The sequence below is a fragment of the Halomonas sp. THAF12 genome (genome assembly GCF_009363675.1).
GTDB lineage: Bacteria > Pseudomonadota > Gammaproteobacteria > Pseudomonadales > Halomonadaceae > Halomonas > Halomonas smyrnensis.
In genome coordinates, this window is the sequence record NZ_CP045399.1 from 247,175 (window position 1) to 268,568 (window position 21,394).

General features: G+C 70.0%; 16 protein-coding genes and 1 riboswitch. Of the genes, 8 read left to right on the forward strand and 8 right to left on the reverse strand.

What is annotated here, in order from left to right; genetic code table 11:
* Positions 1-17 precede the first annotated feature (17 nt).
* Entirely contained in the window at positions 18-179 is a 162-nt protein-coding gene (locus FIU88_RS19095) for a hypothetical protein (protein ID WP_172977621.1), read from the reverse strand.
* Positions 180-388: 209 nt separating this feature from the next.
* On the opposite strand from FIU88_RS19095, the gene FIU88_RS01105 reads away from it, so the two are divergent.
* Entirely contained in the window at positions 389-1,441 is a 1,053-nt protein-coding gene (locus FIU88_RS01105) for a class I fructose-bisphosphate aldolase (RefSeq protein WP_152477870.1), read from the forward strand.
* Positions 1,442-1,528: 87 nt separating this feature from the next.
* Here FIU88_RS01105 and FIU88_RS01110 read toward each other — a convergent pair whose 3' ends face one another.
* Both FIU88_RS01110 and tkt read right to left on the reverse strand, forming a co-directional pair.
* Positions 1,529-2,011: a 6,7-dimethyl-8-ribityllumazine synthase gene (locus FIU88_RS01110; RefSeq protein ID WP_152477871.1), complete on the reverse strand. Its 483-nt coding sequence runs from the start codon at positions 2,009-2,011 to the stop codon at positions 1,529-1,531.
* Between the two features lie 102 nt (positions 2,012-2,113).
* Positions 2,114-2,297, reverse strand: a riboswitch (FMN riboswitch).
* A gap of 136 nt (positions 2,298-2,433) precedes the next feature.
* Positions 2,434-4,440, reverse strand: a complete 2,007-nt coding sequence (tkt, locus tag FIU88_RS01115; protein ID WP_152477872.1) for a transketolase — start codon at positions 4,438-4,440, stop codon at positions 2,434-2,436.
* A gap of 328 nt (positions 4,441-4,768) precedes the next feature.
* Here tkt and metK point away from each other — a divergent pair, with 328 nt between their 5' ends.
* The 4 genes from metK to FIU88_RS01135 all read left to right on the forward strand — a co-directional run bounded on the left by metK (position 4,769) and on the right by FIU88_RS01135 (position 10,232).
* Entirely contained in the window at positions 4,769-5,989 is a 1,221-nt protein-coding gene (gene metK / locus FIU88_RS01120) for a methionine adenosyltransferase (RefSeq protein WP_016856279.1), read from the forward strand.
* A 133-nt stretch (positions 5,990-6,122) separates the two neighbouring features.
* Positions 6,123-7,832 (forward strand): NAD-dependent DNA ligase LigB, encoded by a 1,710-nt coding sequence (ligB, locus tag FIU88_RS01125; protein ID WP_152477873.1) that lies wholly within the window; start codon positions 6,123-6,125, stop codon positions 7,830-7,832.
* A 64-nt stretch (positions 7,833-7,896) separates the two neighbouring features.
* Positions 7,897-9,306, forward strand: coding sequence for an adenosylhomocysteinase (gene ahcY, locus FIU88_RS01130; protein ID WP_152477874.1), 1,410 nt, complete (start codon positions 7,897-7,899; stop codon positions 9,304-9,306).
* Between the two features lie 104 nt (positions 9,307-9,410).
* Complete coding sequence (locus FIU88_RS01135) at positions 9,411-10,232, forward strand: UDP-2,3-diacylglucosamine diphosphatase (protein ID WP_152477875.1); 822 nt, start codon at positions 9,411-9,413, stop codon at positions 10,230-10,232.
* Positions 10,233-10,254: 22 nt separating this feature from the next.
* Here FIU88_RS01135 and FIU88_RS01140 read toward each other — a convergent pair whose 3' ends face one another.
* Positions 10,255-11,187 carry an AEC family transporter gene (locus tag FIU88_RS01140; RefSeq protein ID WP_152477876.1) on the reverse strand — a complete coding sequence of 311 codons (933 nt, stop codon included), beginning with the start codon at positions 11,185-11,187 and terminating at the stop codon, positions 10,255-10,257.
* Between the two features lie 246 nt (positions 11,188-11,433).
* Between FIU88_RS01140 and metF the strand changes: the two genes are divergently transcribed.
* Entirely contained in the window at positions 11,434-12,276 is an 843-nt protein-coding gene (gene metF, locus FIU88_RS01145) for a methylenetetrahydrofolate reductase [NAD(P)H] (RefSeq protein ID WP_152477877.1), read from the forward strand.
* Positions 12,277-12,987: 711 nt separating this feature from the next.
* On the opposite strand, the gene FIU88_RS01150 is transcribed toward metF, so the two are convergent.
* From FIU88_RS01150 to prlC, 4 genes are all read right to left on the reverse strand, one after another.
* Entirely contained in the window at positions 12,988-15,177 is a 2,190-nt protein-coding gene (locus FIU88_RS01150) for a TRAP transporter permease (protein ID WP_152477878.1), read from the reverse strand.
* Positions 15,178-15,245: 68 nt separating this feature from the next.
* Complete coding sequence (locus FIU88_RS01155; protein ID WP_152477879.1) at positions 15,246-16,223, reverse strand: TAXI family TRAP transporter solute-binding subunit; 978 nt, start codon at positions 16,221-16,223, stop codon at positions 15,246-15,248.
* A gap of 425 nt (positions 16,224-16,648) precedes the next feature.
* Positions 16,649-16,891 carry a YheV family putative zinc ribbon protein gene (locus FIU88_RS01160; RefSeq protein WP_035597144.1) on the reverse strand — a complete coding sequence of 81 codons (243 nt, stop codon included), beginning with the start codon at positions 16,889-16,891 and terminating at the stop codon, positions 16,649-16,651.
* Positions 16,892-17,024: 133 nt separating this feature from the next.
* A complete protein-coding gene (prlC, locus tag FIU88_RS01165) occupies positions 17,025-19,073 on the reverse strand; it encodes an oligopeptidase A (RefSeq protein WP_152477880.1) in 2,049 nt (682 codons plus the stop codon).
* A 109-nt stretch (positions 19,074-19,182) separates the two neighbouring features.
* Here prlC and FIU88_RS01170 point away from each other — a divergent pair, with 109 nt between their 5' ends.
* Together FIU88_RS01170 and FIU88_RS01175 are read left to right on the forward strand one after the other, a co-directional pair.
* Positions 19,183-20,523, forward strand: a complete 1,341-nt coding sequence (locus tag FIU88_RS01170; protein WP_152477881.1) for a sodium-dependent transporter — start codon at positions 19,183-19,185, stop codon at positions 20,521-20,523.
* A gap of 16 nt (positions 20,524-20,539) precedes the next feature.
* Positions 20,540-21,085, forward strand: coding sequence for a gamma carbonic anhydrase family protein (locus FIU88_RS01175; protein WP_152477882.1), 546 nt, complete (start codon positions 20,540-20,542; stop codon positions 21,083-21,085).
* The last annotated feature ends 309 nt before the right edge of the window (positions 21,086-21,394 follow it).

The following is a 21,394-nucleotide window of genomic DNA, read 5'->3' on the forward strand; positions in this document are numbered from 1 at the left end:
CTGACTGATGTTCTTCCTCAGGCGTCATCATGCCAGAGCGGCGGGGGGAAATCCGCCGAACGTTCGCCGGGGTAGAGGACGCCCGGCACCGCCTCGAAGCTCGACAACGACATCACTAGGTGGCCCTCGAGCCCCAGGTCCCGCTCGCGCTCGCCCCGCTCGGCGTGGACGTTCTTCACGACCGGCCTCGGCGAGGGCACCAGGCGTCGCACCCGTCGCCGTCTCGCGCCAGGCGCTGGCGGGAGGCGACGACAAGTCGGGTTCGGGGTCGCCGAGACGGCGGCCCTTTCGTGTCGCGGACGGGCTGTCGCCGCGCGTCGCTTGCTCTAGGCTAGGGAGGGACTCGCGAACTCCCCCGACAACCAGCCATCAAGGAGCGAAAGCGGCGATGACCAACATAGCCCAACACCTCGGCGACGAGGCGGACAGTCTGCTGACCCACCAGTGCCGCGGCATTCCGGCCGCGTCGATCCACGCACCGGGCCCGGACTTCGTCGATCGGGTCATGGCCCACGGCGACCGCCGGCCCCACGTGCTGCGCAACATGCAGGCCCTGTTCGACCATGGGCGGCTCGGCGGCACCGGTTACCTGAGCATCCTGCCGGTGGATCAGGGCATCGAGCACTCCGCCGGTGCCTCCTTCGCGCCCAACCCGCTCTACTTCGATCCGGCCAACATCGTCGAGCTGGCGATCGAGGGCGGCTGCAACGCCGTGGCCTCGACCCTGGGCGGGCTGTCCTCGGTGGCGCGCCAGTACGCGCACAAGATCCCGATGCTGCTCAAGCTCAACCACAACGAGACGCTGACCTATCCGGCGGTCTACGACCAGACGCTGTTTGCCCAGGTCGAGCAGGCCTTCGAGATGGGCTGTGCGGCGGTGGGGGCGACCATCTACTTCGGCTCGCCCGAGAGCCGCCGCCAGATCGGCGAGATCAGCCAGGCCTTCGAGCGCGCCCACGAGCTGGGCATGGTCACGGTGCTGTGGGCCTACCTGCGCAACCCGGCCTTCAAGCACGAGGGCCAGGACTACCACACCGCCGCCGACCTCACCGGCCAGGCCATCCACCTGGCGGCGACCCTCAAGGCCGACATCGTCAAGCAGAAGATGGCCGAGACCAACGCCGGCTATCGCGACATCGGCTTCGGCCACACTCACGCTAAGGTCTACGATGAGCTGACCTCCGAGCATCCCATCGACCTGGCCCGCTACCAGGTGGCCAGCAGCTACATGGGCCGCGCCGGGCTGATCAACTCCGGCGGCGCCGCGGGCGGCGAGAGCGACCTGGCCCAGGCGGTGCGTACCGCGGTGATCAACAAGCGCGCCGGGGGCATGGGGCTGATCTCCGGCCGCAAGGCGTTCCAGAAGTCGATGGCCGAGGGCGTCGAGCTGCTCCACGCCATCCAGGACGTCTACCTGGACGACACCGTCACCCTGGCCTGATCCGGCAAAGGGCGAAACGCAAGAAGGCACGGCATAAGCCGTGCCTTATTTCGTTGCCGCCCCGTCGGGGCGGGCGTCGGAAACGCCTCAGGCGTCGATCAGCTTGCGCGCCTCGCGCAGGTTGGCGAGCGTCATGGCGCAGGAGTCGGCGGCCTCGCGGCCCTTGGTCACGAAGTGTTCGTGGTAGAAGGCCGTGTGGGTGGCGTGCTCATGGAAGTGGTGCGGGGTGAGCACCACCGAGAGCACCGGCACCTCGGTGTCCAGCTGGACGCGCATCATGCCGTCGATCACCGCGTGGGCGACGAAGTCGTGGCGGTAGATGCCGCCATCGACCACGAAGCCGGCGCCGACGATGGCGTCGTAGCGGCCGCTTCTCGCCAGCAGCTTGGCCTGCAGCGGGATCTCGTAGGCGCCGGCGACGCTGACGACGTCGATGTGGCCGGCCTCGATGCCGTGCTGCTCGGCGAGGGTGGCGGTGAAGGCCTCGCGGGCCTGGCCGACGATGTCGCTGTGCCAGCTGGCCTGGATGAAGGCGATGCGGGGGGCGTGTTCGAACTTCGACTGATTCATGGTCTTCCTCGAAAAAGCTACCAGAATCAGGGCATGCGGAACCGTCGACGGATAAACGAGGCGTGCGGCATCGGCCGCGCGCCCGCGCCTTCCCGGCTGGGGTGCCGTTCTCTTCCATCCGGACTATGACCGTCGGCTTCGGGGTCTCACCGAATCTGCTGACCCCGGCGGCCGTGATGGCCGGGCCGGGCGCTCGCGGGCTCGTGTCGCTGGCAGGCTCGTATCGAACGAGGCGCGCGGGACCATCACCGCCGGTGGGGACTTTCACCCCGCCCTGAGAACAGTGGCCATGGACAATGACAGAGGCGCCATGGCCGAGGCCTCATCATAGGGGCTCGCTCGGGGCGGGCCAAGGCATCGGCGGCACAAAAAAAGGGTGCGGCCGCGGCCGCACCCTCCCGATGTCGCAGACGGTGTCGCGATCAGTCGTCGTCGGCATCGTCCAGCAGCTGCTCGGCCTCGCCCACCACGTTGTCCACGGTGAAGCCGAAGTGCTGGAACAGGTCGCCGGCCGGGGCGGACTCGCCGAAGCTGTCCATGCCCACGATGCGGCCCTCGAGGCCCACGTACTTGTACCAGTAGTCGCGGTGACCGGCCTCGACGGCGATGCGGTTGCCCACTTCCGCCGGCAGCACGGCCTGGCGGTAGGCGGCGTCCTGGGCGTCGAAGACGTCGGTGGACGGCATCGACACCACGCGCACCGCGCGGCCCTGCTCGGCGAGCACGGCCGCGGCGTCCATGGCCAGGCCGACCTCGGAGCCGGTGGCGATCAGGATCAGCTCCGGCGTGCCCTCGCAGTCCTTCAGCACGTAGCCGCCGCGCTGGATGTCGGCCAGCTGCTGGGCGTCGCGCTGCTGGTGCGGCAGCCCCTGGCGGGACAGCACCAGCGCGGTCGGGCCGGCCTGACGCTTGATGGCCGCGTTCCAGGCCGCGGCGGTCTCCACGGCGTCGCAGGGGCGCCAGGTGGAGAGGTTCGGCGTGGTGCGCAGGCTGGTCAGCTGCTCGACCGGCTGGTGGGTCGGGCCGTCCTCGCCCAGGCCGATGGAGTCGTGGGTGAAGACATAGGTCGCGCGCTGGCCCATCAGCGCCGCCATGCGCACGGCGTTGCGCATGTACTCCATGAAGATCAGGAAGGTGGCGCCGTAGGGCACGAAGCCGCCGTGCAGGGCCAGGCCGTTCATGATCGCGCCCATGCCGAACTCGCGCACGCCGTAGTGCAGGTAGTTGCCGCCCGGCGCCTCTGAAGAGATCGCCTCGGCGCCCTTCCAGAAGGTCAGGTTGGACGGCGCCAGGTCGGCGCTGCCGCCGAGCAGTTCGGGCAGCTGCGGGCCGAGCTCGTTGAGGCAGGCCAGCGAGGCCTTGCGGCTGGCGACGGAGTCGCCCTTTTCCTGGGCCTGCTGGATCATCGCCTCGCTGGTCAGCTCGGCGGGCAGCTCGCCCTTCTGGCGGCGCAGGAACTCGCGGGCCAGCTCGGGATGGGCCTCGGCGTAGCGCTCGAAGCGCGCCTGCCACTCGGCCTGGCGGCTGGCGCCGGCCTCGTGGGCGTCCCAGCCCTGGTAGATGTCTTCCGGCACATGGAAGGGCGCGTGGGACCAGCCCAGCTGCTGACGGGCGGCGGCGACTTCGTCCTCGCCCAGGGCGGCGCCGTGGCACTCTTCCTTGCCCTGCTTGTTGGGCGCGCCGAAGCCGATGATGGTCTTGCAGATGATCAGGCTCGGCTTGTCGTCGTGCTGGCGGGCCAGCTCGATGGCGGCCTTGACCTCCTCGGGCTTGTGGCCGTCGACGGCGGGCACCACGTGCCAGCCGTAGGCCTCGAAGCGCTTGGCGGTGTCGTCGGTGAACCAGCCCTCGACCTCGCCGTCGATGGAGATGCCGTTGTCGTCGTAGAAGGCGATCAGCTTGCCCAGCCGCTGGGTGCCGGCCAGCGAGCCGACCTCGTGGGAGACGCCTTCCATCAGGCAGCCGTCACCCAGGAAGCAGTAGGTGTAGTGGTCGACGATCTCGTGGCCCGGGCGGTTGAACTGGGCCGCCAGGGTGCGCTCGGCGAGCGCCATGCCCACGGCGTTGGCCAGGCCCTGGCCCAGCGGGCCGGTGGTGGTCTCGATGCCCGGCGCGTAGCCGAATTCCGGGTGACCGGCGGTCTTGGCGTGCAGCTGGCGGAAGTTCTGCAGCTGTTCCAGGCCGAGCTCGTAGCCGGAGAGGTGCAGCAGGGAATAGAGCAGCATGGAGCCGTGGCCGTTGGACAGCACGAAGCGGTCGCGGTCCGGCCAGTGCGGGTCGGCCGGGTTGTGCTGCAGATAGTCGTTCCACAGCACCTCGGCGATGTCGGCCATGCCCATGGGGGCGCCGGGGTGGCCGGAATTGGCCTTCTGGACGGCGTCCATGGACAGGGCGCGAATGGCATTGGCCAGTTCGAAACGGGACGGCATGGGGGTCAGCTCCTCGCCTGCGGCAGATAAGTAGCAATGACGCAGCCCGGTCGGGGGTGGCCGGGCATGGATCTCGGCTGGAATGTGCCGCGAAATGGGGCGGCACGCACGAATCAGGGCGGTCATTGTCGCCGAATGGGCCGCGGCCTTCAAATCGCCGCGCCGGCGGGCGCGCCAGGCGGCCTCGGCGTCGGAGCGGCGCTAGGAAGCCCCGCGGCGAGCGTGTAAAATCCGCTGCCAGCCGGTCCGCCCGGGCCTCGGCGCCATGCCACCGCCCGAGCCTTGGGGCCAGATGCCTTCCTCCCATTTCCTGAGGGCCGAGGACGCCATGAGCGAATACTCCCTGTTTACCTCCGAATCCGTCTCCGAGGGGCACCCGGACAAGATCGCGGATCAGATCTCCGACGCGGTGCTCGACGCCATCATCGCCCGCGACCGCAACGCCCGCGTGGCCTGCGAGACCATGGTCAAGACCGGCGTGGCCATCGTCGCCGGCGAGATCACCACCTCGGCCTGGGTCGACCTGGAGGACCTGGTGCGCCGGGTGATCCTCGACATCGGCTACACCTCCTCCGACGTCGGCTTCGACGGCGAGACCTGCGGCGTGCTCAACCTGATCGGCAAGCAGAGCGTCGACATCGCCCAGGGCGTCGATCGCAGCAAGCCCGAGGATCAGGGCGCCGGTGACCAGGGCCTGATGTTCGGCTACGCCAGTGACGAGACCGACTCCTACATGCCGGCGCCGATCCACTACTCGCACCGCCTGGTGGAGCGCCAGGCCGAGCTGCGCCGCAACGGCATGCTGCCGTGGCTGCGTCCGGACGCCAAGAGCCAGCTGACCTTCCGCTACGACGAGCACGGCAAGCCCTGTGCCGTCGACGCCGTGGTGCTCTCCACCCAGCACGACCCGGAGATCGACCAGGAAGACCTGCGCAAGATGGTCAAGCGCGAGATCATCGAGCAGGTGATCCCGGCCGAGTGGCTGACCGAGACCACCGAGTACCACATCAACCCGACCGGCAAGTTCGTGATCGGCGGCCCGGTGGGCGACTGCGGCCTGACCGGGCGCAAGATCATCGTCGACACCTACGGCGGCATGGCCCGCCATGGCGGCGGCGCCTTCTCGGGCAAGGACCCGTCCAAGGTCGACCGCAGCGCCGCCTACGCCGGCCGCTACGTGGCCAAGAACATCGTCGCCGCCGGCCTGGCCGAGCGCTGCGAGATCCAGGTCTCCTACGCCATCGGCGTGGCCGAGCCGACCTCGGTGTCGGTCAACACCTTCGGCACCGGCCGCATCAGCGACGAGCGCATCATCGAGCTGGTCCGCGAGCACTTCGACCTGCGGCCCAACGCCATCACCACGATGCTCGACCTGCTGCACCCGATGTATCGCCTGACCGCGGCCTACGGCCACTTCGGCCGCGAGCCGTTCGAGACCTCCTATACCTGGACCGACACCCAGGGCGAGGAGCACACCGAGACCTTCACCGCCTTCCCCTGGGAGAAGACGGACCGCGCCCAGGCGCTGCGCGACGCCGCCGGCCTGTAAGCGCTCGGCGACCGCCGCAGGCGTCGCCGATCTCGTGCGTCGCCGATCTCGTACGAAAGAAGAGGGCCCCGTCCGGCATCGCCGGGCGGGGCCTTTGCATAGGCTCGGGACAGGCCCCTCCGACGGTGTCGCCATGTCTCGCCATCTCGCCCTGCTGGTCTGGCTGTTCGCCGCGCCGCTCGCGGCCGATGACTGCCCGAGCTGGCCGGCCGCCCGCGCCGGGCGCGAGCTCGCCGCCCTGCACGAACGCCTGAGCGACTGGAACGCCGCCTATCGCCGCGACGGTAGCTCGCCGGTCTCCGATGCCGTCTATGACCAGGCTCGCGCGCGCCTCGAGGCCTGGCGCCGCTGCTTTCCCGAACGGGCATTTGATGCGCCGCCCTCGAGCGGCCCGGCCGGTGACGTTCTCCATCCCATCGCCCAGACCGGGCTCGCCAAGCTCGATGGCGAAGACGCCGTGCGCGCCTGGCTGGCGCGGCGCGACGACGCCTGGCTGCAGCCCAAGGTGGACGGCGTGGCGGTGACGCTGCTCTACGAGCAGGGGCGGCTCACGCGAGCCATCAGCCGCGGCGATGGCGAACGCGGCCAGGACTGGACGCAAAAAATGCGCCGGCTGCCCGCGGTGCCCGAGCGACTGACGGGCGCGCCGCCCGAGCGCGTGGTGCTGCAGGGCGAGCTCTATCGTCGCCTCGACGGCCACGTCCAGGCCGAGGCGGGAAGCGCGGGGGCACGCAGCGCGGTGGCGGGCTGGCTGGCCCGGGAGCGGCTCGATGCGGCCACGGCCGGCGAGATCGGCCTGTTCGTCTGGGCCTGGCCCGACGGGCCGGCGGCCATGGTCGAGCGTCTCGATGGACTCGCCGCCATGGGCTTCCCCGACACCCGGCGCTGGAGCCGCCCCGTGGCGGCGTTCGAGGAGGCGGCGCGCCTGCGCGGGCGCTGGTATCGCGGCCCGCTGCCCTTCGCCACCGACGGCGTGGTGCTCAAGCAGGGGCGGCGGCCGGACGGCGAGCGCTGGCGGGCCGAGCCGCCGGACTGGGCCGCGGCCTGGAAGCATCCGCCCCGGGAGGCGCTCGCCGAGGTGCGTGGCGTCGAGTTCCGCGTCGGCCGCACCGGGCGCATCACGCCGCTGCTGCACCTGGTGCCGGTGACCCTCGACGGGCGCCGCCTGAGCCGGGTCTCGGCGGGCTCGCTCGAACGCTGGCAGGCGCTCGATATCCGCCCCGGCGACCGCGTGATCGTGGCCCTGGCCGGGCTGACGATCCCGCGGCTGGATGGCGTGGCCTGGCGGGCGGTGGAGCGGCCCGAGCTCTCGCCGCCGCCCGCCGATGCGCATGGCCCGCTTTCCTGCTGGCACCCGACGCCGGGCTGCGAGGGCCAGTTCCTCGAGCGGCTGGCCTGGCTCTCCGGCGACTCGGCGCTGGCCCTTCCGGGGCTCGGGCCGGGGACCTGGCGCGCCCTGGTCGAGGCCGGCCTGGTGCGGGGCCTGCTCGACTGGCTGGCGCTGTCGCCCGCCACCCTCGAGGGCGCCTCCGGCATCGGCGAGATCCGCGCCCGGCGGCTGGCCGAGCGCTTCGCCGCGGCCCGGTCGCGGCCGTTCGTCGCCTGGCTCGAGGCCCTGGGGCCGCCGCCCGGCTGGGATGCCGGTGCCGCGCCGGACTGGCCCGCCCTGGCGTCTCGACGCGTGGCGGACTGGCGGACGCTGCCTGGCCTGGGGCCGCTGCGGGCCGAGGCGCTCGCGGCCTTCTTTAGTCATTCGCAGGTGCGGGCGCTGGCCGCCCGGCTCGAGGCGGCCGGCATCGACGGCTTCGCGGGCGCCGCGAGTATCCTCCCCGCCCAGCGTTGATTGTCCGCCGCTCGGCGGGCTGCCTATAGTGAGGGTCACGCTTTTCGTCGAGAAGAGGTGAGCCATGAACCAGCCCGTCGTATCCGCCCCGCCGACCACGGACCACAAGGTGGCCGACCTCGAACTGGCCGACTGGGGCCGGCGCGAGATCCGCATCGCCGAGACCGAGATGCCGGCGCTGATGGCGATCCGCGACCAGTACCGCGAGCGCCAGCCCCTGGCCGGGGCGCGCATCGCCGGCTGCATCCACATGACCATCCAGACCGCGGTGCTGATCGAGACCCTGATCGACCTCGGCGCCACGGTGCGCTGGTCCTCCTGCAACATCTTCTCCACCCAGGACCACGCCGCCGCGGCCATCGCCGCCGCCGGCATCCCGGTGTTCGCCTGGAAGGGCGAGACGGAAGAGGAATTCTGGTGGTGCATCGAGCAGACCGTGGAGGGTCCCGACGGCTGGACGCCCAACCTGGTGCTCGACGACGGCGGCGATCTCACCGCGCTGCTGCACGACAAGCGCCCCGAGCTGCTCGACGCGGTCCACGGCATCAGCGAGGAGACCACCACCGGCGTGCACCGGCTGCTGGAGATGGCCCGGGACGGCTCGCTGCGGGTGCCGGCGATCAACGTCAACGACGCGGTGACCAAGTCCAAGAACGACAACAAGTACGGCTGCCGCCACTCGCTGAGCGATGCCATCAAGCGCGCCACCGATCATCTGCTGGCCGGCAAGCAGGCGCTGGTGGTGGGCTACGGCGACGTGGGCAAGGGCTCGGCGGCCTCGCTGCGCCAGGAAGGCATGATCGTGAAGGTCAGCGAGATCGACCCGCTGTGTGCCATGCAGGCCTGCATGGACGGCTTCGAGGTGGTCTCGCCCTACTCGGGTGGCGTCAACGAGGGCATGCCGAGCATCGATCGGGCGCTGCTGTCGCGCATCGACCTGGTGGTGACCGCCACCGGCAACATCGACGCCTGCGACGCGGCCATGCTCAAGACGCTCAAGCCCGGCGCGGTGGTGTGCAACATCGGCCACTTCGACAGCGAGATCGACACCGCCTACATGCGCCGCCAGTGGCACTGGGAGGAGGTCAAGCCGCAGGTGCACAAGGTCTACCGCGACAGCGATCCCGGCGAATACGACCCGGACAGCCGCGACTACCTGATCCTGCTCTCGGAGGGGCGGCTGGTGAACCTCGGCAACGCCACCGGACACCCGTCGCGGGTGATGGACGGCTCCTTCGCCAACCAGGTGCTGGCGCAGATCCACCTCTATGAGGGGCGCTTCGCCGAGCGCGACGAGGCCGAGCGGCGTGCGGCGCTCACCGTCTCGGTGCTGCCGCGCCACCTGGACGAGGAGGTCGCGCGCTACATGGTGGAAGGCTTCGGCGGCGTGGTCACCCGCCTGAGCGAGGCCCAGGCCGAGTACACCGGCGTCGCGCCCGAGGGCCCGTTCAAGCCCGACGGCTACCGCTACTGACGCGGAAGGCCCCGGACGGCGGGCGACACGGGATCGTCACCTCGTCGCCCGGGGACTGTCATGCGCGGCGGGCATCCTGACCGGGCCACGTCAGGAGAATGCCCATGTCGACGCCCCCTCGCGCGCGAACCCTCTTCGTGTCCGACATCCATCTTGGTACCCGGGACTGCCAGGCCGAGCTGCTGGCCAGCCTGCTGCGCCGGGTGCGGCCGGAGCGGCTCTATCTGGTCGGCGACATCGTCGATCTGATCGCCATGCAGAAGCGGGCGGTGCTGCCGCCGGCCCAGCAGCGGCTGGTGGCCAGGCTGCTGCGGCTGGCCCGCGGCGGCTGCGAGATCATCTATATCCCCGGCAATCACGACGCCGCCCTGCGCCGGCTGTGCGGGCTGCGCGTCCATCGGGTGCAGATCGAGCGCCGGGCGATCCACGTCACCGCCGACGGCCGGCGGCTGTTGGTCAGCCACGGCGACGAGTTCGACACCCACGTGCGCATCGCGCCCTGGATGCTGGCGCTGGGCGACGGCATGCACCAGTTCGTGCTGGCGCTCAACCGCTGGTGCAACCGCGCCCGGGGCGTGCTGGGGCTGCCGTACTGGTCGCTGGCCAGTGCGCTGAAGCGTCGGGTCGGCGCGGCCCAGCGCTACGTCGCCCAGTTCGAGCAGGCGGCCCTGCATCAGGCGGCCCGGGAGGGGCTCGACGGCTACGTCGGCGGGCATATCCACAAGGCCGGCTTCCGCGCCCGGGACGGCGTGCTCTACTGCAACGACGGCGACTGGGTCGAGCACTGCACGGCGCTGCTCGAGACCCCGGACGGCGCCCTGCGGCTGATCGACTGGCGCGGCGAGCTGATCGAGTGCGAACCGCTCGTCGACGCCCCGGTCGTGCCCGAGGACGCGGGCCTGGCCGGCGCCGCCCGGGTGCCGTGAGGCGCTGCTGGCCCGCGCGTGCTCAGCCGCTGACCAGCGGCAGCATCCCGCCCAGGTAGAGCGGAATCAGCAGCGGGGCGGCGAGGGTGGTGAGCAGCACCGCCAGCGCGCCCTTCTCCGGCGCCATGCCGAGCTCCATGGCGACCACCACCACGTTGGCGGCCATCGGCACCACGCCGATCAGCAGCAGGGCCGTGGCCAGATCGGGCGACAGGCCGGTCGTGGCCTGCAGGGCCAGCACCGCGCCCAGCGCCAGCAGCGGCCAGAAGACGCAGCGCACCGCCACGCAGGCGCCGATGAAGCGCCAGTCGAACTGGCGTATCGAGACCCGCCCCAGCGTCATGCCGATGATCATCATGCCGAGCAGGGTGTAGGCGGGCGGGAAGACCTCGAGCCCCTCCATCACCGCGCTCGGCATTTCCAGGCCGGCGCCCTCCACCAGCAGCGCCGCCAGGAAGGCGTAGATCAGCGGCAGGCGCAGGATCTTGGCCAGGCTGTCGCGCACCGAGAAGCGGCCACGGGCGCTGAGGTAGAAGCCCAGGGTGAACTCGTAGAGGGTCACGCCCAGCACCCCGAACAGGTACAGCGTCACGCCCTCCGGCGGCAGCAGCGCCAGCGCCACCGGCAGGCCGAAGTAGCCGGTGTTGCCGGTGCCGGCGGAGAAGGCCAGCACCGCGCCTTCCTCGCCGGGCAGGGCGCGCCGGGCCACCGCGCTGACCAGCAGCGCCACCAGGCAGGCGGTGGCGAACAGCGCGGCGGTGATCAGCAGGTAGGCCGGGGTCGGCCCGCCGAGGATCAGGCCGCGGAAGAAGGTCAGCGGGGCGATCAGGTAGATCAGCAGGGTGGCGATGGGGCGCGGGTCGACGGCCAGCCGCCGGGCCGCCAGCCAGCCCAGGCCGACGAAGGCCAGCAGCGTCCACAGCGGACCCATCAGGGTATCGGGATCGAGGCTCATGCGTCGTCGTCTTCCTTGTCGAACGAGGCCTCATGATGCCCGCTCGGGCCGGGCCTGTCAGGCGGCCGAGGGCGGGCATCTGGAGTCTCAGTCATGAAGATCCCGGAATCTACATGAAAGAAATCGATACAGGACCGCCGAAACTTTCATTGGTCGGCGCGCCGACGGCTGGCCACAATAGGCGCATTCATCAGCCGCCCGTCGTCGACGCGGCTCCTTCACCGCTCCACCAAGAGGACTGGATCGATGAGCGCACAAGAGCACCCGCTGGGTATCAGCTTCGAATTCTTCCCGCCGAACACCGAGGCCGGGCGCGACAAGCTGATGCAGACCCGCGATGCCCTGGCCTCCCGTGGCCCGCGCTTCTTCTCCGTCACCTACGGTGCCGGCGGCTCGACCCAGCATCGCACCACCGAGACCGTGCGCATGGTGCGCGAGTCGGGCTTCACCACCGCGCCGCACCTGTCCTGCATCGGCAGCGAGAAGGCCGCGCTGCGCGACCTGCTGGCCCAGTATCGCGAGGAAGGCATCGACAGCCTGGTGGCCCTGCGCGGCGACCTGCCCTCCGGCATGGGCGGCATCGGCGAGCTGCGCTACGCCAACGAGCTGGTCGAGTTCATCCGCGAGGAGACCGGCGACCACTTCAACATCGCCGTGGCCGCCTACCCGGAGACCCATCCCCAGGCGCCGAACTTCGACCGCGACATGGAGAACTTCGCGCGCAAGATGAAGGCCGGGGCGAACCTCGCCATCACCCAGTACTTCTTTACCGCCGACGCCTACTTCCACTTCGTCGAGCGGGCCCGCGCCCTGGGCGTCGAGGCGCCGATCGTGCCCGGCATCATGCCGATCACCAACTACACCAAGCTGGCGCGTTTCTCCGACGCTTGCGGCGCCGAGATCCCGCGCTGGATCCGCAAGCAGCTCGAGGCCTACGGCGACGACAGCGAATCCATCGCCGCCTTCGGCGAGGACGTGATCTCGCGGCTGAGCCAGCGTCTGCTCGACGGTGGCGCGCCGGGGCTGCACTTCTACACGCTGAATCAGGCCGAGCCCACGCTGCGGGTGGTGGACAATATCTGCGGCTGAGCCCAAGGGCAGCGCCGGCTGCACTTCCCTTTCTATCGCGGCCTGAATCAGGCCGAGCCCACGCTGCGGGTGGTGGACAACATCTGCGGCTGAGCCCAAGGGCAGCGCCGGCTGCACTTCCCTTTCTATCTCGGCCTGAACCAGGCCGAGCCCATGCTGCGGGTGGTGGACAACATCTGCGGCTGAGCCCAAGGGTAGCCCCGGCTGCACTTCCCTTTCTATCGCGGCCTGAACCAGGCCGAGCCCACGCTGCGGGTGGTGGACAACATCCGCGGCTGAGCCCAAGGGCAGCCCCGGCTGCACTTCCCTTTCTATCGCGGCCTGAACCAGGCCGAGCCCACGCTGCGGGTGGTGGACAACATCTGCGGCTGAGCCCAAGGGCAGCCCCGGCTGCACTTCCCTTTCTATCGCGGCCTGAACCAGGCCGAGCCCACGCTGCGGGTGGTGGACAACATCTGCGGCTGAGCCCAAGGGCAGCCCCGGCTGCTGGCGCAGCGTGACGAAGGAGAAGGGCCCTGCCAGCGATGGCGGGGCCCCTTGTTTTCCGGCGCGTGGGAGGCCGGCGCATCGACGGTCCGTCTCCTGAACCGGGCTGTCTCCTGAGCGGCCGCGCGCCGTGTCGGCGAGGCGCCCCCGGTGACGCGATCAACGTAAAAGGGCCCGCCAATGGCGGGCCCTTTCTACCTCTAAGCGTCGGCGATGGAAGTCGCGTCAGCTCGACGCCGCCGTGCGGGGCGTGCCGCCGCCGTGACGGCCGCGCTGCATCAGCAGCAGCGCCGCGCCGATGGCCAGTCCCGCCACGTCGGTGACGATGCCGCCGGAGATCATGCACAGCGCGCCGACCAGCATCACCAGCCGCTGCCACGGCTTGACCGGGCCGAAGAACCAGGACTGCACGGTGGCCGACAGCAGCACGATGCCGAGGGTGGCGGTCACGCCGACCCGCAGGATCTGCAGCCAGGAGCCTTCCATCAGCATCGCCGGGCTGTAGAAGAACATGAACGGCACGATGAAGGCGGCCAGGCCGATCTTGAACGAGGCCACCGAGGTGCCCATGGCGTTGTCCCCGGAGATGCCCGCCGCCGCGTAGGAGGCCAGCGCCACCGGCGGGGTGATCGCCGAGACCACCGCGAAGTAGAACACGAAGAAGTGCGCCACCAGCGGCTGGATGCCGATCTCGATCAGGCCCGGTGCGACCACCGAGGCGGCCACCGCGTAGGCGGCCGTGGTCGGCATGCCCATGCCCAGCAGGATCGAGATGCACATGGCGAAGAACAGCGCCAGGAGCTGGCTGACGCCGGCCAGGCCCAGCAGCAGCGAGGAGAAGCGCGCGCCGACGCCGGTCAGGGCGATGACGCCGACGATCAGGCCGGCGCAGGCGCACACGGCGATGATCTGGATGGCCATGGTGCCGGCCAGCTGCAGCGCCTTGAGGATGGCGCGGGGGCCCATCTTGTAGGGCGAGATCCAGCTCACCACGGCGGCCGAGGCGGTGGCCAGGGTGCCGGCGCGGATCACCGAGTAGCCCATGAACAGCGCGGCGATCAGGATGATGATCGGCGCGAACAGGTAGACCTGCTTGACCAGCTTCGAGAACAGCGGGATCTCTTCCTTGCGCATGCCGCGCATGCCCTTGCGGGCGGCCTCGAAGTCGACCATGCAGTAGATCGACAGGAAGTAGAGGATGGCCGGGATCAGCGCCGCCACGGCGATATCGGTGTACGGGATGCCGGTGACCTCGGCCATGATGAAGGCGCCGGCGCCCATGATCGGCGGCATGATCTGCCCGCCGGTGGAGGCGGCGGCCTCGATGGCGCCGGCGCTGCGGCCGGGATAGCCCACCTTCTTCATCAGCGGGATGGTTAGCGAGCCGGTGGAGACCACGTTGCCGGCGCTGGTGCCGTTGATCATGCCCATCAGGCCGGAGGCGAAGATCGAGACCTTGGCCGGGCCGCCGCGGGCGCGGCCGGCGGCGGCGAAGGCGAAGTTGACGAAGTAGTCGCCGACCTTCGAGGCCTGCAGGAAGGCGGCGAAGATGATGAACAGGATGATGTAGGTCGAGGAGACCGCGGTGGTCGGCCCGAGCACGCCGGCGTCGGTGTAGACCTGGCTGAAGAAGCGGCCCACCGACAGGCCCGGATAGCCGAGGAAGCCGGGCAGGTAGGGGCCGGCGAACACGTAGATCAGGAAGATGGAGGCGATGATCACCAGCGCCAGGCCGGCCACGCGGCGGGTCAGCTCGAGGATCAGCGCCGCGCCGGCGATCGCCGCGTAGGAGATGCCCATGGGCGCGAAGGGCGTGCCGGTGGAGGCGCGCAGCGGGCTGTTGAACATCACCAGCAGGTAGCCGGCGCTGGCCACGGCGCAGACCATCAGCACCAGGTCGGCCGGTGACAGGCGGTGACGGTACTGGCGGAAGCTCCACGACAGCACGATGGCGGCGGCGGTGGCCAGCATCAGCGGGTAGCCGTAGTGGAAGGCCTCGATCTCGGGGGCGATGCGCATGGCGCCGTCGTTCATGGCGCTGTGCATCATGAACACCTGATACAGCGCGTAGCCGGCGGGGATCAGCAGGGCATAGCTCAGCCAGCCCTGCCAGGCGGGCGAGCGGGCATGGCCCTCATCGGCGAAGCGGGTGCCGGCGTAGAGGCCGTAGCCGAGGATCAGCGCGCCGCAGATGTGCACGATGCGGAACGACCAGGTCTCCATCGGATACAGGTTCAGCGAGATCAGATGGAAGCTGGAGTAGGCGATGGCAATGGCGGCGAACAGCAGCCACTGCCAGCCGGTGTAGAGGCGGCGGTTGGATTCCACCGCGTCGTCGTCGACGCCCTCGGCGACGACGGGAGTGACCTCCTCGTCGTCACGTGCGTCGTGACGGGGATCGGGATGCTGGGACATGGGAGTCACCCTCGGGGAACAGGCGACCCCGCGCCGGGGTGGCGCGGGGTCGCGGGACGGTCAATGGATCAGAGCTGCTGGTCTTCCGGGATCTCGTAGCCGTTTTCCTCGTACCAGCGCACGGCGCCGGGGTGGAACGGCAGCACGGTGTTGTACTGGATGTTCTCCGGCACGCTGAACTGGGCGCTGCGGTGGATGTCGCGCATGCGGTCGTTGTTTTCCAGGCTCAGCTTGGTGATCTCGTAGACGAAGTCCTCGGGCAGGTCACAGCCACCGATGGTGAAGTTCCACATGGAGACCGCCTGGGCGTCTTCCTCGAGGGTCTGGTAGGTGCTGGCCGGGATCTGGAACGGCGAGACCGGGAAGGCGTCGACGATCTGCTGCTGTTCTTCCTCGGTGAACTCGATGATGTTGACGTCGGTCTGCACCTCGAGCTGGCTGACGGCCGGCACCGGGATGCCCGCGGCGAAGGCGATGACGTCGATCAGGCCGTCCTGCAGCTGGCCGCCGAGGTCGTTCCAGCCGCCGTTGCGGCGCTCGAAGTCCACGCCCAGCTCCTCGAGGATCTTGGGGAAGTAGGTGTCGGACGTGGAGGCCGCCGGGCCGAAGCCGATGGTGGCGCCGTCGGGAATGTCGGAGATCGACTCGATGCCGCTGTCGGCCAGGGTAGTGATGGAGAACGGGGTCTCGTACATCGGGAACAGCGCGCAGACGTTGTCCATCGGCACGCCGGGGGCCAGCGGGCTCTTGCCGGCCTTCGCCTCGGCGGCCGGCCCCATGGTGGTCAGGCCCAGGGCCAGGTCACCGGTGTGTACCAGCGCCAGGTTCTGGTTGGGGCCGCCGGTCACTTCGCCGCCGCCGGAGAGGCCCAGCTCGTCGGCGATCATGTTGGCCCAGCCGGAGCCGTAGACAAAATAGGTGCCGCCCTGGCTGGCGGTGCCCACGGTGAAGCTCTCCGGCCATTCGCTGCGATCGGCCTGAGCGGCGCCGGCGACCAGCATGGCGCCGGCCAGGGAGCCGGTGAGGATCCGGGTGGTGGTGGACATGGCGTTTCTCCCGTCGGGATTGTTCATTGTGGTCGGTCCGAGCGGAGAGTGCTCGGGCCGGCTTGCGACGCCTAGATAACAGCAATGGCCGTTCCACAACGGGAAAACTTTCTTTAATTCATAAAGTTGAAAAATGATGCTTCGACCTTGGTCGAAAGCCCGAGGGCGGGGAAATTCCGGGAATCCGCACATGGCCGCGTCGCCCGCGTGTGGAATCCCGCACACGGCTCGGCCGTCGGCGCTCGGCGGGGTCAGGACCTCCCGCAGGCGGGGTGGAGCTCGGACATCGGCGATAAGGCCTGCCAGGCCTCGAGCCGCTCGGTCGGTACCCGCGGCGGCATGGCGCCGCCGGCCGGGTCGATCGGGAGGCCTGGTACAGGGCGGCCAGCCGCCGGCCAGGGGTGGGCCGCGGCGAACACGGGGGCTCAGCCCTTGGGGTCGAGGATCTTGACGGTCTGCAGGTCGTCGGCCTGGGGCTCGCTCGGCTCGCGGTTGACCCGGGTCTCGAGCTCGGGCATCGCCTGTTCCTCGATGGGCAGCTGTTCGAAGAAGTCGCAGCTCACGCACTCGCGGTAGCGGATGCCGTGCTGCTCCCAGCTGCGGATGCGATCCATCTCGGCGCAGCGCGGGCAGATGGCACCGGCGATAAAGCGTTTCTGGGTGGCCATGAGGCCTCCTGGGAATCTGTGAGTGTGGCGTGTCAGGGCACGTCGTGCCGTCATTCTAACCGACACGGCGCGCCGGGGTGGGCCGGCGCGCCGTGTCGATGACATCGGTCAGGTGGCCGTCTCGGCCGCTTGGTCAGGCCGCCCGGATGCCGCTGTGGCGCAGCAGCGGCTCGACGCTGGGCTCGCGGCCGCGGAAGGCGCGGAACAGCGCCGCGGCGTCGCGGGAGCCGCCGCGTTCGAGGATCTCGGTGCGGAAGCGACGGCCGGTCTCGGGGTCGAAGATGCCGGCCTCCTCGAAGGCGCTCCAGGCGTCGGCGGACAGCACCTCGGCCCACTTGTAGCTGTAGTAGCCCGCCGCATAGCCGCCGGCGAAGATGTGGCCGAAGCCGTTCTGGAAGCGGTTGAAGGCCGAGCGCGGCACCACCGAGACGGCGTCGCGCACCTCGTCGAGCAGCGCCTGGATGTCGCCGGCGGAGGGCGCGGCGGCCTCGCGGTGCAGGCGGAAGTCGAACAGCGAGAACTCGAGCTGGCGCGCCATGCCCATCGCCGACTGGAAGTTCTTGGCCGCCAGCAGCTTGTCGAACAGCTCGGCCGGCAGCGGCTCGCCGGTGTCGACGTGGCCGGCGATCAGGTCGAGGCCCTCGCGCTCCCAGCAGTAGTTCTCCATGAACTGGCTGGGCAGCTCCACCGCGTCCCACGCCACGCCGTTGATGCCGGAGATGTCGGCGACGGTCTGGCGGGTCAGCATGTGGTGCAGGCCGTGGCCGAACTCGTGGAACAGGGTGGTGACCTCGTCGTGGGTCAGCAGCGCCGGGGCGTCGCCCACCGGACGGGTGAAGTTGCAGGTCAGGTAGGCCACCGGCAGCTGCAGCGCGTCGCCCTCCAGGCGCCGCACCCGGCACTCGTCCATCCAGGCGCCGCCGCGCTTGCCCTCGCGGGCGTAGAGGTCGAGGTAGAAGCCGGCGATCGGCGCACCGTCGTCGAGGATGCGGAAGTAGCGCACGTCGGGATGGTAGCGCGGAGCGTCCTCGTCTTCCTCGAAGGTCACCCCGTAGAGCCGCTCGACCACCTGGAACAGGCCGTCGACCACCCGCGGCGCGGGGAAGTAGGGGCGCAGCTGCTCCTGGGAGATGGCGAAGCGCGCCTCGCGCAGCTTCTCGCTGGCGTAGCCCACGTCCCAGGGCTCCAGGGCGGCCAGGCCCAGCTCGTCACGGGCGAAGGCGGCCAGTTCGTCGAACTCCTCGCGGGCCTGGGGCACGGCGCGGCTGGCCAGGTCGTCGAGGAAGCCGATCACCTGCTCCGGGGTCTCGGCCATCTTGGTGGCCAGCGAGTAGTCGGCATAGGTAGCGAAGCCCAGCAGCTCGGCCAGCTCGCGGCGCAGCGCCAGGGTCTCCTCCATCACCGGGGCGTTGTCGAACTCGCCGGCGTTGGGGCCCTCGTCGGAGGCGCGGGTGACGAAGGCGGTGTAGACCTCGCGGCGCAGCTCGCGGTCGTCGGCGTGGGTCATCACCGGCAGGAAGCTGGGGAAGTCCAGGGTGATGCGGTAGCCCTCGCGGCCCTTGGCCTCGGCGTTGGCCGCCAGCGTGGCCAGGGCGCTCTCGGGCAGGCCGGCCAGCCGGGTGGCGTCCGGCAGGTCCAGGTGCCAGGCCTGGGTGGCGTCCAGCAGCTGGTTGGAGAAGGTGTTGGCGAGGCTCGACAGCCGCGACTGGATCTCGCCGTAGCGGCGCTTCTGCTCGGGGGGCAGGTCGACGCCGGCCAGGCGGAAGTCGCGCAGGGCGTTGTCCACGGTGCGGCGCTGGCCCTCGTCGAGTTCGGCCCAGGCCGGGCCGCCCTTGAGCGCCTGCCAGGCGCGGAACAGCCCCTCGTGCTGGCCGAGCCAGGTGCTGTAGTCGGAGAGCAGGCCGAGGCTGGTCTCGTAGGCCTGGCGCAGCGCCTCGTTGTTCATGGTGCCGTTGAGGTGCGAGACCGGCGACCAGGCCCGGGACAGGCGGTCGTTCAGCGCCTCCAGCGGCGCGGCCAGGGTCTCCCAGGTGGGCGTTTCCCGCTCGGCCCGGGCCACCAGGGCCTCGATGGCCTCGCGGTTCTCCGCCAGCAGCGTCTCGATGGCCGGCACCACGTGCTCGGGGCGGATCTCGGCGAAGGGCGGCAGGGTGTGGGCGTCGAGCAGGGGGTTCGTGGACATGCGCACCTCGGGATGCAAAGGAGTGACAGCGCTAAGATGCGGGCGGTCGGGCCGGGTTTCAATGTGCTAGGCTTGGCGCCCTTTGCAACTTCAGGCCGGAGACGAGGCGATGAACGAGACCCTGGAGCGCTGGAGCAGCCGCCGCGCCTTCATCCTGGCGGTGACCGGGGCCGCGGTGGGGCTGGGCAACATCTGGCGCTTTCCCTATATCACCGGCGAGAACGGCGGCGCCGCCTTCCTGCTGCTCTATGTGGCCTTCGTGGCGCTGCTGGGGCTGCCGGTGATGATGGCCGAGATCCTGATCGGCCGCGCCGGGCGCAGGAGCCCGATGCAGTCGCTCAGCCACCTGGCGGCCCAGGCCGGACACAGCCGCCACTGGCGCTGGCTGGGGCTGTTCGGCGCCTTCACGGTGTTCTGCATCCTGTCCTTCTACTCGGTGGTCTCGGGCTGGTCCATCGAGTTCCTCGTCTCGTCGATCAACGGCGACTTCGTCGGCCAGGACGCCGCCAGCATCGGCGCCGGCTTCGATGCCTTCCTCGCCGACCCCGCCCGCATGGCCTTCAACCACACCCTGTTCCTGGTGATGACCATGCTGGTGGTGGCCGCCGGGGTGACCAAGGGCCTGGAGCGGCTCAACAACATGCTGATGCCGCTGCTCTACCTGCTGCTGCTGGTGCTGGCCGGCCACGCCGCCACCACCAGCGGCTTCGGCCCGGCGCTGGCCTGGCTGTTCACGCCGGACCCGTCGGCGATGACGCCCATGGTGATGATCCATGCCATGGGCCATGCCTTCTTCACCCTGGCGGTGGGCGCCTGCGCGCTGATGGCCTACGGCGCCTACATGCCGGACCACCAGAGCCTGCCGCGGGCGGCGGCCGGGGTCGCGGTGCTGGACGTGACCGTCGCCCTGCTGGCCGGCATCGCCATCTTCTCGGTGGTGTTCGCCCAGGGCATGGACCCGGCCGAGGGCCCGGGGCTGATGTTCGTGACCCTGCCGGTGGCCTTCGCCGACCTGCCGTTCGGCGCCTTCTGGCTGTCGCTGTTCTTCCTGCTGCTGCTGCTGGCCACCTGGACCTCGTCGATCAACCTCGCCGAGCCGATGGTCGCCACGCTTCAGGGCTGGGGGCTGAAGCGCGGCCAGGCCGCCGCCGCGGTGGGGGTGACGGTATGGCTGGTCGGCCTGCTGTCGGTGCTGTCGTTCTCTACGCTGGCCGACGTCCATGTGCTGTTCGGCATGAACGTCTTCGAACTGGTGACCACGGTGCCGCCGGAGATCTTCCTGCCGGTCGGCGGCGCGCTGATCGCGGTGTTCGCCGCCTGGGTGCTGCCCGAGGTGGAAGCGCTGCGGGCCCTGGACGCCGGGCCCACCGGCTTTCGCGTGTGGCGCACCACGGTGCGCTGGGTGTCGATTCCGCTGACGCTGGTAGTATTGATCTCCGGACTGATCTGACGACGGGAGGCGTGTGATGAGCGAAGCCAAGACCCTGAGGCCCTGGAAGGGCACGAGCCCGCAGCTGGGCGAACGCGTCTACATCGACCCGGCCTGCACGGTGCTGGGCGACGTGGTGCTGGGCGACGACTGCTCGGTGTGGCCGATGGCGGTGATCCGCGGCGACATGCACCGCATCCGCATCGGCCAGCGGGTGAGCATCCAGGACGGCAGCGTGCTGCACATCACCCACGCCAGCGACTTCAACCCGGACGGCTTCCCGCTGACCGTCGGCGACGACGTCACCGTCGGCCACAAGGCGATCCTCCACGGCTGCACCCTGGGCAGCCGCATCCTGGTGGGCATGGGCGCCATCGTGATGGACGGCGTGGTGGTCGAGGACGAGGTGATCATCGCCGCCGGCGCGGTGGTGCCGCCGGGCAAGCGCCTGGAGGGCGGCCACGTCTACGCCGGCAACCCGGCCAAGGCGCTGCGCCCGATCAAGGACAAGGAGCGCGCCTTCTTCCCCTATACCGCCGGCAATTACGTCAAGCTGAAGGACGAGTATCTGGCGCAGGGCTGATGTTCTGAGTCATCGACAGTGTGCCGTGAATCCGGACTAAGCCGCGGGCGGGCCGAAGAGGACCTCCTGCGCCAGGGATGGCGCCGGGAGCTACAGGGACGTATTCATGCGTGTCCGGAAGGCCGGCCCCGCTCGCAGGCCCACCCGCGGCGTTCAGGAACTGTTGAGCCGGTTCGATAGCTCGTCCCGGCCGGGCATCTCCGGGCAAGCCGGATGTGCAATAAAGGCGTAACCCGCCAACCGCTTGTTTTCTTTGGCCATGCCGAGCGCTAAACTGTTGTTTTATCCAGTCAGCGAGGCGCCGCGGGC